The sequence below is a fragment of the Roseobacter sp. FCG-D35 genome, assembly GCF_033436665.1.
Taxonomy (GTDB): domain Bacteria; phylum Pseudomonadota; class Alphaproteobacteria; order Rhodobacterales; family Rhodobacteraceae; genus JAWQFO01.
In genome coordinates this window covers 96,755-109,048 of record NZ_JAWQFO010000002.1, presented here as the reverse complement: position 1 = coordinate 109,048, position 12,294 = coordinate 96,755, and the positions used below count along the sequence as shown (strand labels likewise).

The 12,294-nt window shown below is 65.0% G+C and carries 11 protein-coding genes; 3 read left to right on the top strand and 8 right to left on the bottom strand.

Annotation, left to right across the window (positions count from 1 at the left end):
- Positions 1-58: 58 nt before the first annotated feature.
- The 7 genes from R5H30_RS04620 to R5H30_RS04590 all read right to left on the bottom strand — a co-directional run bounded on the left by R5H30_RS04620 (position 59) and on the right by R5H30_RS04590 (position 8,751).
- Positions 59-1,435 carry a formimidoylglutamate deiminase gene (locus R5H30_RS04620; RefSeq protein ID WP_318326876.1) on the bottom strand — a complete coding sequence of 459 codons (1,377 nt, stop codon included), beginning with the start codon at positions 1,433-1,435 and terminating at the stop codon, positions 59-61.
- Complete coding sequence (hutC, locus tag R5H30_RS04615; RefSeq protein ID WP_318326875.1) at positions 1,432-2,154, bottom strand: histidine utilization transcriptional repressor HutC; 723 nt, start codon at positions 2,152-2,154, stop codon at positions 1,432-1,434. Before hutC ends, R5H30_RS04620 begins: the two co-directional genes overlap by 4 nt.
- A 63-nt stretch (positions 2,155-2,217) precedes the next feature.
- Entirely contained in the window at positions 2,218-3,795 is a 1,578-nt protein-coding gene (locus R5H30_RS04610) for an ABC transporter ATP-binding protein (RefSeq protein ID WP_318326874.1), read from the bottom strand.
- On the bottom strand, positions 3,792-4,943 hold the full coding sequence (locus R5H30_RS04605; protein ID WP_318327714.1) for an ABC transporter permease: 1,152 nt from the start codon (positions 4,941-4,943) through the stop codon (positions 3,792-3,794). The genes R5H30_RS04610 and R5H30_RS04605 overlap by 4 nt, the downstream gene beginning before the upstream one ends.
- Before the next feature lie 31 nt (positions 4,944-4,974).
- Complete coding sequence (locus tag R5H30_RS04600; RefSeq protein ID WP_318326873.1) at positions 4,975-6,063, bottom strand: microcin C ABC transporter permease YejB; 1,089 nt, start codon at positions 6,061-6,063, stop codon at positions 4,975-4,977.
- 25 nt (positions 6,064-6,088) lie between these two features.
- Entirely contained in the window at positions 6,089-7,963 is a 1,875-nt protein-coding gene (locus R5H30_RS04595) for an extracellular solute-binding protein (protein WP_318327713.1), read from the bottom strand.
- 284 nt (positions 7,964-8,247) lie between these two features.
- Positions 8,248-8,751: a c-type cytochrome gene (locus R5H30_RS04590; RefSeq protein ID WP_318326872.1), complete on the bottom strand. Its 504-nt coding sequence runs from the start codon at positions 8,749-8,751 to the stop codon at positions 8,248-8,250.
- A gap of 141 nt (positions 8,752-8,892) precedes the next feature.
- On the opposite strand from R5H30_RS04590, the gene R5H30_RS04585 reads away from it, so the two are divergent.
- From R5H30_RS04585 to R5H30_RS04575, 3 genes are read left to right on the top strand one after another with little or no spacing between them, the layout of a single operon-like run.
- Positions 8,893-9,726 (top strand): prephenate dehydratase, encoded by an 834-nt coding sequence (locus tag R5H30_RS04585; RefSeq protein WP_318327712.1) that lies wholly within the window; start codon positions 8,893-8,895, stop codon positions 9,724-9,726.
- A 33-nt stretch (positions 9,727-9,759) separates the two neighbouring features.
- The gene (locus tag R5H30_RS04580; RefSeq protein WP_318326870.1) at positions 9,760-10,422 is read left to right on the top strand and encodes a potassium channel family protein; all 663 of its coding nucleotides are present in this window, start codon (positions 9,760-9,762) and stop codon (positions 10,420-10,422) included.
- Positions 10,423-10,442: 20 nt separating this feature from the next.
- A complete protein-coding gene (locus R5H30_RS04575; protein WP_318327710.1) occupies positions 10,443-11,804 on the top strand; it encodes a TrkH family potassium uptake protein in 1,362 nt (453 codons plus the stop codon).
- On the opposite strand, the gene R5H30_RS04570 is transcribed toward R5H30_RS04575, so the two are convergent.
- On the bottom strand, positions 11,792-12,286 hold the full coding sequence (locus R5H30_RS04570) for an SRPBCC family protein (RefSeq protein WP_318326869.1): 495 nt from the start codon (positions 12,284-12,286) through the stop codon (positions 11,792-11,794). The two genes, R5H30_RS04575 and R5H30_RS04570, sit on opposite strands and share 13 nt — an antisense overlap.
- Between the last annotated feature and the right edge of the window lie 8 nt (positions 12,287-12,294).

Genomic DNA, 12,294 nt, shown 5'->3' with positions numbered 1-12,294 from the left:
GTATTATTGTATATATAAATATCCACGCCGCGACGCTGTCAAGCGACTGGCGGGCAGCTCAGATCGCGCCCGTCAGGCACCGGATCGTGCGGCGGTAACGGGCCTCGATTCCGTTTCGGGCGACGTGTCGCCCCTCACGCACGACATGGCGCCCCGCCGACCAGACATCACGGACCAGACGGTCGTCACCGGCGAAGATCCAGCTGTCAAGGATCTGGTCGCCCGCGCGCCCGAGCAGACCGGTCGCCTCAGCGTCGAGGCTCAGCAGGTCGGCGACCCGACCCGCTTCGATTGCACCGCAATCGCGTCCGGCGGCCGCCGCGCCCCCGGACAGCGCGGCCTCGAAGAGTACCCGACCGGTGCTGCGGCCGGCTTCGGCGAAGACCGCGCGCCGGCTGCTGGCGAGGCGCTGGGAGTACTCCAGCGTGCGCAACTCTTCGGACAGCGAGATACGGATGTTGGAATCCGACCCGATCCCGAAGCGACCGCCCTGTCCGACATAGCTCTCGCCGTTGAAGATCCCGTCGCCGAGGCTGCTTTCTGTGATCGGGCAAAGGCCCGCAACTGCGCCGCTCGTCGCCAGCCGCACGGTTTCGGCCTCGGTCATCTGGGTGCAATGGATCAGGCACCAGCGCCCGTCGACCGCATGCGTGTCGAGCAGCCAGTCCACCGGCCGCGCGCCGGTCGCCTGTCGGATCTCCTCGACCTCCGCCACCTGCTCGGCGATGTGCATGTGCAGCGGTGCGTCGGGCCGAAGCTCTGAGGCCCATGTCAGCCTTTCGGCGTCGACCGCGCGCAGGCTGTGGGGCGCGACCCCGATCCTCGCATCCGGCGGAAGACCCGTCAGCGCCGCCTCGGCCCCTTCGAGCAGACGCGCGTATCGGTCCGGATCGTTGCCGAAGCGCACCTGCCCGGCACCGAGCGGCCGCCGGTCGATCCCGCCGTACTGGTAGAGCACCGGAAGCAGCGTCAGCCCGATTCCGGTATCCGCCGCCGCGGCGCAGACCCGGCCGGACATTTCCGCAAGGTCGGCATAGGGTTCTCCGTCGGGCCGATGGTGCAGGTAGTGGAACTCGACCGAGGCGGCATAGCCGGCCTCGAGCATCTCCATCTGCACGAAGCCGGTGATCGCCTCGACATCCTCCGGAGTCAATTGCTCGAGAAAGCGGTACATCACCTGTCGCCAGGTCCAGAAGCTGTCTGACGCGCCGCTGCCGCGGGTCTCGGTGAAACCGGCCATCGCGCGCTGAAACGCATGGCTGTGCAGGTTCGCGGGAGCCGCCAGAAGAACTCCAACGCGGTGGGTAAAGGCCCCCGGCTGCGCATCTTTGCGCACCTCGGCGATGCGGCCTGACGGATCGACCGAAACACTTACGTTCTGAGCCCAACCGCTAGGCAACAAGGCCGTCTCCGCGAAGATCTCTTTCGATTTCATGCAGATGTCCCATCCTGCGCAGGCCCGGAGCGTAACGTGTAGGTGCCGCCCGGATGCAGCAGCGTCACGGTGGTGATGCCAGTCCCGTGCAGCGAGGTGACGCGCCGGGTCTGAAGCAGCGGCGCACCGATGGCGAGACCGAGGCGCACCGCCTGTGCCTTCGTCGCCGCGACCGCCGTGATCTCGTGGGTCACGTCCGAATAGGGCACATGGGTCAGCAGCCAGCGGTTCGGGCTGGTGCGCAGGAAGGACTGGTCCTGGACGCCGGGCGCCGCCGCCGGGTTGATCCAGCGCTCCTCGTACTGCCAGACCGTGCGGTCGCCCCAATGCCGGCAGCGCACGGCCAGAACCTCGTCGCCCTGCGCCAGCCCGAGATCGGAGGCGACCCGGGCACTGGCGGCGACGCTCTTGAGGTCGATCAACTCGTAGCGGTAGCTCTTGCCAGCCGCGGCCACCTCGTCGCGGATCAGTGGAATTCGGATCAACACGCCGCCGCGCTCGCGCGGCAGGACCGTTGTGCCCGCACGACGGCGCCGCTCGACAAAGCCTTCGGCCGCCAGTTCGCGCACGGCGCGGTGCGCGGTCAGGCGCGAGCAGTCGAATTCCTGCGCAATGGCCTCTTCGCTTGGCAATTGGTCGCCGACCCGCAGCGCGCCAGTTTCGATCCGGTGCTGCAGGGCGTTCTTGACGGTCCGGTAGATCGGGCGCTGTCCGCTCATGCCCAATTGTATAGACTTATCTTGTCACGATGACCACGCCAATCTGGGCGTTGGCAACTGCTCTCAGGTGGCAGCCTTGAGCAGCGTGCGCGTGTACTCCGTGCGCGGGTTCTCGTAGAGCGCATCGGCCGGACCGTACTCGACCACATCGCCGCGCTTCATCACGATGACCTTGTGCGACATCGCCCGCACAACCTTGAGATCGTGGCTGATGAAGAGATAGGCGAGCCCGTATTTCTCCTGCAGGCGGCGCAGCAGGTCGACGATCTGCACCTGCACGGTCATGTCGAGCGCCGAGGTCGGCTCGTCCAGTACCAGCAGACGCGGGCGCAGGACCATCGCTCGCGCGATCGCGATGCGCTGACGCTGGCCGCCCGAGAACTCGTGCGGGTAGCGGTCCATCGTCGCCGGGTCGAGTCCGACCTCGATCATGACATCGCGCACCAGCTCACGTGGCTCGCGCTCGGGGTCGACCTTGTGGATGGTGAGCCCCTCGGAAATGATCTGGAAGCATGTCATGCGCGGCGAGAGCGATCCAAACGGATCCTGGAAGACGATCTGCATGTCCGCCCGGCGGCGCCGCAACTCACGCGTGGACCACTTGCGCACGTCCTGATCAAGAAAGCGGATTTCGCCGTCCGACGAGATCAGCCGCATGATCGCCAGCGCCATCGTGGTCTTGCCCGACCCGCTTTCCCCGACGATGCCCAGCGTCTCCCCGGCGCGCACGTCGATTGTGGCGTCGTTGACCGCCTTCACGTGGCCCACCGTCCGGCGCAACAGACCTTTCTGGATCGGGAACCAGACCCGCAGGTTACGGGTCTCGGCGATCACCCCGGCGTCGCTTGCGACCGGTTCGGGGTGGCCCGAGGGCTCGGCGCTGAGCAGCTTCTGGGTGTAGGGGTGCTGCGGGTTGTCGAAGATCTCGTGGGTCGGTCCGGTCTCGACGATCTCGCCTTTCTGCATCACGCAGACCCGGTCCGCGATGCGGCGCACGATCCCGAGGTCGTGGGTGATGAACAAAAGCCCCATGCCCTCGGATTGCTTGAGCTCGCCCAGCAGGTCGAGGATCTGCGCCTGGATCGTCACGTCGAGCGCCGTTGTCGGCTCGTCCGCGATCAGCACGTCGGGTTTGTTCGCCAGTGCCATCGCGATCATCACGCGCTGGCGCTGCCCACCCGAAAGCTGGTGCGGATAGCTGGTCAGGCGCGACTCGGCGTCCTGGATGCCGACCTTGTCGAGCAGTTCGAGGATTCGGTCCCGCGCCGCCTGCCCGGTCAGGCCCTGGTGCAGCGCGAGGCTTTCCGACAGCTGCTTCTCGATGGTGTGCAGCGGGTTCAGCGAGGTCATCGGCTCCTGGAAGATGAAGCTGATGTCGTTGCCGCGCACGTCGCGCAGCAGCTTCTCGCTGGCGCCGATCATCTGCTGGCCGTCGAAGGTCACTGAGCCCGACACCTCGGCACTGTCGCCGAGCAGCGACACCGTGGAGAGCGCCGACACCGATTTCCCCGAGCCGCTTTCGCCGACCAGCGCAACGGTCTCGCCGCGGTCGACGGTAAAGCTCACACCCTTGACCGCGTGGGTCACCGCGCCGTCCTGCCGGAAGCGGACGTGGAGGTCCTTCACGTCGAGCAGGCTCATGAGAAGGTCTTTCTGGGGTCGAAGGCATCGCGGATGCCTTCGAAGATGAAGACCAGCAGCGACAGCATGATCGCGAAGGTAAAAAACGCGGTAAAGGCAAGCCAGGGCGCCTGCAGGTTCTGCTTGGCCTGCAGCGTCAGTTCGCCCAGCGACGGGGCCGAGGACGGCAGGCCGAAGCCGAGGAAGTCGAGCACCGCCAGCGACGAGATCGTGCCGGTGATGATGAAGGGCAGCATGGTCAGCGTGGCAACCATCGCGTTGGGCAGCATGTGGCGGAACATGATGGTGATGTTGCTGACGCCCAGCGCCCGCGCCGCGCGGACGTATTCGAGGTTGCGCGCGCGCAGGAACTCGGCGCGCACGACACCGACAAGGCCGGTCCAGGAAAACAGCACCAGCAGGATCACGAGCAACCAGAAACTTCGCCCCAGGATCGCGAACATGATGATGATGACGTATAGCGAAGGCGTCGAGGACCAGATCTCGATGATGCGCTGGAACACGAGGTCGAGCCAGCCGCCGAAAAAGCCCTGCACGGCGCCCGCGATGATGCCGATCACCGTCGAGGCGCCCGTCACCATCAGCGTGAAGAGGATCGACAGGCGGAAGCCGTGGATCACCCGGGCCAGCACGTCGCGCTTGGTCCCGTCGGTCCCAAGCAGGTTCTGGCCGTTGGGCGGCAGCGGGGCCGCGCCGGGCCGGTCGACGGCGGTGTTGTAGGAATAGGGGATAAGCGGCCAGATCGCCCAGCCCTTCTCGATCGCTTCGCCTTCGACCACGCCGTCCTGCGCATCCTCGATGACACCTTCGGGATCATCGAAACAAATGTCGAGCCCGCCGCTTTCGATGAGGCACTTCACCTCCGGGTCGCGGTACACGGCCTCGGTCTGGAAATCGCCGCCGAACTCGGTCTCGGGGTAAAAGTTCCAGATCGGGAAATAGTACTCGCCGCGATAGTTCACCACGATCGGCTTGTCGTAGGCGATGAACTCGGCAAAGAGCGACAGCCCGAAAAGGACGGCGAAGATCCACAGCGACCAGAAAGCGCGTCGGTTGCGCTTGAAGTTGCGCCAGCGCCGCTGGTTGAGCGGCGAGAGCCATGTCTTGGGCGGTTCGGTGACCGGCGGCGGCGCGTCCTGGCCGGGCATGCGTTCGGGGCGAAGATCGACCTGCGCCATCTCAGCCCTCCCGCTTTTCGAAGTCGATGCGCGGATCGACGAAGACATACATCAGGTCCGACAGTATCCCGACAAGCAGGCCGATGAGGCCGAAGATGAAGAGCGTGCCGAAGACAATTGGATAGTCGCGCGCCACGGCCGCCTCGAAGCCGAGCCGGCCGAGACCGTCGAGCGAAAAGATCGTCTCGATGATCAGCGACCCGCCGAAGAAGACGCCGATGAAGACCGCCGGGAAGCCCGCAATCACGATCAGCATCGCGTTGCGGAAGACATGGCCATAAAGCACGCGGGATTCCGACAGGCCCTTGGCGCGGGCGGTCATCACATATTGCTTTTTGATCTCGTCGAGAAAGCTGTTCTTGGTCAGCAGCGTCAGCGTGGCGAAGGCCGAGATCGTCGAGGCGACGACCGGCAGGGTGATGTGCCAGAAGTAGTCGCCGATCTTGCCCAGAAGGCTCAACTGATCCCAGTTGTCGGAGGTGAGGCCGCGCAGCGGGAAGATCTGCCAGTAGGACCCGCCCGCAAAGAGCACCAGCAGCAGGATGGCGAAGAGAAAGCCGGGGATGGCATAGGCCGCGATGATCACGCCCGAGGTCCAGGTATCGAAGCTCGTCCCGTCCTTGACCGCCTTTCGTACACCGAGCGGGATCGAGACCAGATAGGCGATCAGTGTCGACCAGAGACCGAGCGTGATGGAAACCGGCAGCTTCTCCTTGATCAGGTCGATGACGCCGATGGAGCGGAAGTAGCTCTCGCCGAAATCGAAACGCATGTAGTTCCACATCATCGTGAAAAAGCGTTCCACGGGCGGCTTGTCGAAGCCGAACTCGCGCTCAAGCTCCTCGATGAATTCGGGCGGCAGGCCGCGCGCGCCGACGTACTGGCTTTCGTTCGCGGCCATCTGGTTGTTGCCCGCATCGTTGCCGGCCCCGGCGAAGCCCTCGAAGACGTCGCCACTGCCCTGCAGGCGCGCGATGGCCTGTTCGACCGGGCCGCCGGGCACGAACTGCACCAGCGCGAAGTTGATCAGCATGATGCCCAGAAGCGTCGGAACGATCAGCAGCAGTCGTCGGAGAATGTAGGCGCCCATCGGCCGTCTTTACCTTCCTGGCACCTTACCGCAGCGCGCCCGAAGCCCGCAGCGCCTCGGCCTTTTCCTCGTTGTACCACCAGAAGTCCAGCTCTCCGAGCGCAAACGCGGGCAGTTCCTCGGGATGCTCGTACTGATCGTAGTAGGCGACCCAGTGACTGTCGTTGTACCAGGTCGGGATCATGAAGAATTCGTGCCGCAGCGCCCGGTCGAGCGCGCGCAAGGTCGCCTGCTCCTCTTCGCTGCTTTCCGCCTGCAGCGACGCCTCGATGATGGCGTCGACCAGCGGGCTTGCGAGGCCGGCGGGGTTGAAGAGCGAGTAACTGGCCGCCTCCGACCCGTACCGTTGGGCAAGCCCGGTGCCGGTGCCGAGGAAGGCGGCATAGGCGTCGTAGACCATGTCGTAATCGCGGTCGCGCTCACGCAGGGTGTACTGGCTGGCGTCCACCGCATCCAGAACGGCATCCACGCCCATCGCCTGCAGGTTGGCGATGAAGTTTTCCACGACGGCCCGAAGGGTGGAAGACCCGGCGGAGTTCAGCAGGAAGGTCAGGCGCATCGTCTGGCCGTTCGCATCGCGCAGCTGGCCGTCGGACCCCGCCGTCCAGCCCGCCTCTTCGAAAAGCTGCTTGGCCGCGCGGCGGTTGCGCCGATCAAGCAGCCGCGAGGGGTCGGAGGTATGCGGCATCCGCGCTTCCTCGGTCAGCAATTCGGGTGGCACGAGATCGCCGAGGGACTCCAGGAAGGCGAGTTCCGGCCCTTCCGGCATCCCGGTCGCCATCAGGTCGGTATCCTGCGAGAACGAGGCGCGCGGCTTGAAAAGACCGAATTGCAGCGACTCGTTGGTCCATTCGAAGTTGAACCCCAGCGCGATCGCCTCGCGCACGCGCTTGTCCTGCAGCGCCTCGCGGCCGAGGTTGAAAACGATGCCCGACGGCGTCGGCGGAGCCCCGTCCGGAAGCTCAGTTTTGATGACCTGACCCTGCTGGACCTTGGGGAATTCGTAAGCCGTAGCCCACTGGCGCGAGTTGCCCTCGGTCCGGAAGGTGTACTCGCCGGCCTTGAAGGCTTCGAAGGCCGAGTTCTCGTCGCCGAAATACTCGATCCGGATGCGATCGAAGTTGTTGCGGCCCTTGTTGAACGGCAGGTCCTTGCCCCAGTAGTCGGGATTGCGCTTGTAGACGATCCGGCGGTTCACATCGACGCTTTCGACCATGTAAGGACCGGAGCCCGGCGAGATCTCGAGCCGGGATTCGTCGAGCCGCGCGCCGCTTTCCTCGTACCATTTCTTCGACCATGCCGGCACACCACCGACCTGGTCGATCAGGCTGCGCCGCGAGATGCCGGGTGTGAACCAGAACTTGATCGTGTGATCGTCGATCACCTCGACCTTCGGGATGCGCTTGCGCACCGCCTTGGCGTAGGATTCGAGCCCCTGGTCGAGCAGCAGGTTGTGGCTGAAGGCGATGTCATGGGCGGTGACCGGCGTGCCGTCCGAGAACCGCGCTTCGGGCCGCATGTGAAAGATCACCCAGTCCTTGCTTTCGGGGTATTCCAGGCGTTCGGCCAGAAGGCCGTAGCCCTCGCCGTAGACATCCGCAGGCGCCAGTATGTTGCCCGTGCCCTCGCCCAGAAGGCTTTCGTACATCACAGTCGACAGCGCCCCGGCACGGCCCTTTCGCGAATACGGGTTCATGGAATCGAAGGTGCCGAGTGCGGATAGCGAGATCTCTCCGCCTTTCGGGGCATCGGGATTGACGTAGTCGAAATGCTCGTAATCGGCGGGATAGGTCAGATCGCCGTAATAGGAATAGCCATGGCTCTCGATGATTTCGCCCGAGCCTTCGGAGAGCACGATCTCTTCCGCAGGTTCCTCGCTGTCCTGCGCCAGTGCCGGCATCGCAATAAGCAGGCCGACGAGCAGCCAGGCCAATGCCAGCGCCGGAAAATTCGCGTCGCGGAACTGGCGGGATATGGCACGGGGGCGGGCTGCATGCATCTGGCTGATCCTCCTCAATCGCGGCGGTCTTGGCGCCGTCCGTCTGCGCGTTGATGTAAGCTAACGGCTCGCGCCACCAAGTGACAAGTTGCGAAAATGTTATGTTCTGCCGCGATTTCGGGAGCGCACAAGAAAAAGGCCGCCTGCCCTTCGGCAGACGGCCCGGATACCGTATCGCGGCACGTTCAGCCGCCGGTGCTTTGGAGGTAGGCGATCACGTTTGCCCGGTCCTCAACCTTGTTGAGACCGGCAAAGCCCATCGAGGTTCCCGCGGCCCAGGACGAGGGCTTTTCGAGGAAGCCGCTGAGGTTTTCCGGCGTCCAGGCCCCTTCCTTTTCCTGCAGCGCGCCCGAGTAGCTGAACCCGCCGACCGAGGCGATGTCGCGCCCCACGACGCCGTTCAGATGCGGCCCGACGCCGTCGCTGCCGTCCAGCTTGTGGCAGGCCGTGCACTTGCGGAACACGGTGGCACCCTTGTCCACGTCGGCTTCGGCCACGAGGGCTGCGATATCGACCTGCTCTTCTTCCTCGCCGCCACCTTCGGCTTCGGCGACCTCGATGACATACGCCTGCTCGCCGTGCCCGGCGACGTGATAGGTCTCTTCAGCGACCCATTTTCCGAGAAGCAGGATCAGCCACGCACCGCACAGGCCGGCCGCGACTTTGGTCAAGGTCATCGTGTCGAACATCGGTAGTCGTCCATTGCTATGGGTTTTGGCGCTGTCTATTGCTTCACCTTGGCTGTGGCAAGGTGTAGTTACCGCGACCAATCGCCCTCGCCCCGAGAGAATATCCCGAGCATATCCAAGGACTCGCCGATGACAACCGACCTGCCGCGCCGCATCGCATTCCAGGGCGAACTGGGCGCCTATTCGCACCAGGCCTGTGTTGAGGCACGGCCCGAACACGAGCCGCTGCCCTGCCCCACCTTCGAGGACGCGATCGAGGCCGTGCGCAGCGGCGCGGCCGATCTCGGCATGATCGCGGTGGAGAACTCCACCTACGGGCGCGTGGCCGACGTGCACTCGCTGCTGCCGAAAAGCGGGCTGCACATCATCGACGAGGCCTTCGTGCGCGTCCACGTCAACCTTCTCGGCCTGCCCGGTGCCACGCTGGCGCAGGTCCGCGAAGCGCACGGGCATCCTGTGATCCTGCCACAATGCGCGAGTTTCCTGCGCGCCAACGGCATCACCGGGGTCACGCGCTCGGACAATGCGCGCGCCGCGCGCGAAGTCGCCGAGGCCGCCGATCCGGCGCTTGCCGCGCTGGCCAGCGAGCTGGCCGCCGAGATCTACGGACTGGACGTGCTGGCCCGCCATATCGAGGATCACGACAACAACACCACGCGGTTTCTGGTGATGTCCGCCGAGGCCGATCACAGCCGGCGCGGCGACCACGGGATGATCACCAGCTTCGTCTTCGAAGTGCGCAACATTCCCGCCGCGCTCTACAAGGCGATGGGCGGGTTCGCGACCAACGGCATCAACATGACCAAGCTCGAAAGCTACATGGTCGGCGGGTCGTTCACCGCGACGCAGTTCTACGCCGACATCGAGGGCCACCCCGACGATCGCGGCGTCGCGCTGGCACTGGAAGAACTGGCGTACTTCACTACCATGATCGAAATCCTCGGCGTCTACCCGGCCGATCCAAGGCGGGACTGAGCAGCCGGGACGAAACCCTTTCCGGAGGCGGCCATGGCGCAGAAAAACAGGACTTTCGGTGTCGTGGGCCTCGGCAATTTTGGCGCCACCGTCGCCACCGAGCTGTCGCGCTTCGGCAACCACGTCATCGGCATCGACCTCGACGAGGCGGTGGTGAGCAACCTTGCCGACCGTATCTCGCAGGCGATGATCGCGGATGCGCGCGACGACCTCGCCCTGCGCGAGGCGGGGCTGGGCGACTGCGACGTCGCGCTCGTCGCGATGGCGGACGATCTCGAATCGAGCATCCTGGCGGCCATAAACCTCAAGCTCATCGGCGTCGAAACGGTCTGGGCCAAGGCGCGCACCAAGACCCACCACCGTATCCTGTCGAAGCTAGGTGTCGACCGGATCATCCACCCCGAGGAAGAGGTCGGCCAGCATGTCGCGCAGGTGCTCAACAACCCGCTGGTGCGTGACTACGTGAGCCTCGGCAACGGCTATCACGTGGTGAATTTCCGCATTCCCGAAAGCCTCGAAGGCAAGCCGCTGTCGGCCCTGCCACACACCGACGACTTCAACCTGCGCTGCGTCGGCGTGATGCGCGGGACCGAGTACCTCGGGCGGGACGGACAGGACTGCACGTTGCAGAAGAACGACCTGTTGCTGCTGCTCGGCCAGCGCAACGACCTGCGCAACTTCGCGGCCAGCCTCTGATGCCGCGCGCCCCGCGCGCGATGCCCAGGGCGCGCAGCCGCGCGCGGTCGCGTTCGGTGCGCGATCCAAGCGGCTGGCGGCTGCCACCGCCGGCAACGCTTGCCTTACTATATCTCGGCTGCATTGTCGTCGGTGCGATCCTTCTGTGGCTGCCGGTATCACTGCAGCGCCCGATCCCGTTCTGGGACGCGCTGTTCATGTCGACCTCGGCGGTGACCGTGACAGGCCTTGTCGTCGTCGATCCGGGCAGCACCTTCAGCTACTTCGGCCAGGCGGTGATCGCGGTGCTGATCCAGCTTGGCGGGCTGGGCCTGATGACCTTTGCGGTGCTGGTCCTGTCGGCGCTCGGCATTCCCGTCGGCATGCCGCAGCGCCTGATCCTGCGCGAGGAGGTGAACCAGACCTCGATTGCCAACCTGATGGTGCTGATCCGGGTGATCCTTGCGGTGGCGCTCGCCTGCGAGGCCATGGGCGCGCTGGCGCTTTCGGTCGTGTTCGTGCCAGAGTACGGCTGGGGACAGGGGCTCTGGCACGCGCTTTTCCATTCGATCTCGGCCTTCAACAACGCCGGTTTCGCGCTCTTTCACGACAGCCTGATGAGCTATGTCGGCCATCCGGTGGTCAACCTCGTCGTCCCGCTGCTCTTCATCCTCGGCGGTATCGGCTTTGTCGTCGTCGGCGATATCTGGCAGGTCCGCGGCTGGCACGGCCTTACCCTGCACAGCAAGCTCACGCTGGCCGGAACCCTCTCGCTCATCCTCGGTGCTTGGGTGCTGTTCGCCGCCCTCGAGTGGCAGAACCCCGGAACACTCGGCGCGTTGAGCTCGACCGCCGACAAGGTCTGGGCCAGCTGGTTTCAGGCCGTGACACCGCGCACGGCGGGGTTCAACACGCTCAACACCTCGGGCATGCACGACAGCACGACGCTGATGACAATGGCGCTGATGCTGATCGGCGGTGGATCGACCTCGACGGCGGGCGGCATCAAGGTCACGACGGGCATCGTCCTTCTTCTAGCAACGATCGCCTTCTTCAAGCGTCACACGAGCCTCAACGCCTTCGGACGCAGCATGAAGATGGAAGAAGTGATGAAGGTGCTCGCGCTCACGGTCGTGTCGATGCTGCTGGTACTGACCGGCATCTTCCTGACCTCGATCTCGCACGACGGCGCGTTTCTCGACCTCGCCTTCGAGATCAGCTCGGCCTTCGGAACCGTGGGCCTGTCGCGCGGCGCGACGACCGAGCTCGATGCGCTAGGCCGGACACTGGTGATGATCGTGATGTTTCTGGGTCGTGTCGGCCCGCTGACCATCGGCTTCTTCCTCGCCACCCACAGCGTGCCCCGCGTGCGGTACCCCGCGGGTCAGGTCTACCTCGGCTGATCGCCGGACCTTGGCAGTTTGTTCGCGCGGCAGCGCTCCTCGGCGTCGCGCGCGTGTTGCGCAAGGCGCAGCTTGAAGCGCTTGGAGAGCTGCGGCTTGGCAAGCCGCAGCGTCTGGATCAGCAGTCGCGCGGCCATCGTGCGCGGGCGCATCTCGAAACTGACCATGATCCGTGTGCGCTCCGGCGAGAGCGCCATCAGTTCGAACCGTCCGGCCCCGTCGATGCCGTCGGACCGCGCGTCGATGACCATTTCGTGCGGCGGTGCGAAGGTCGCGATCTCGAGCCGCATGTCGCGCCGGACACCGCGAAAGACAAAGCGCGTTTCCCACGCCGCCCCCTTGCCGACCGGTCCGCCCGGTGACACCCGGTGGACTTCGGCCCCTTTGCGCCGCGCGGTCGCTTCGAAAGTTTCGAAATCACAGAGCATGTCGAAGACCGCTTCGACAGGCGCATCTATGTCTTCCTTGCCCGAAACCTTCATGGCGCGCC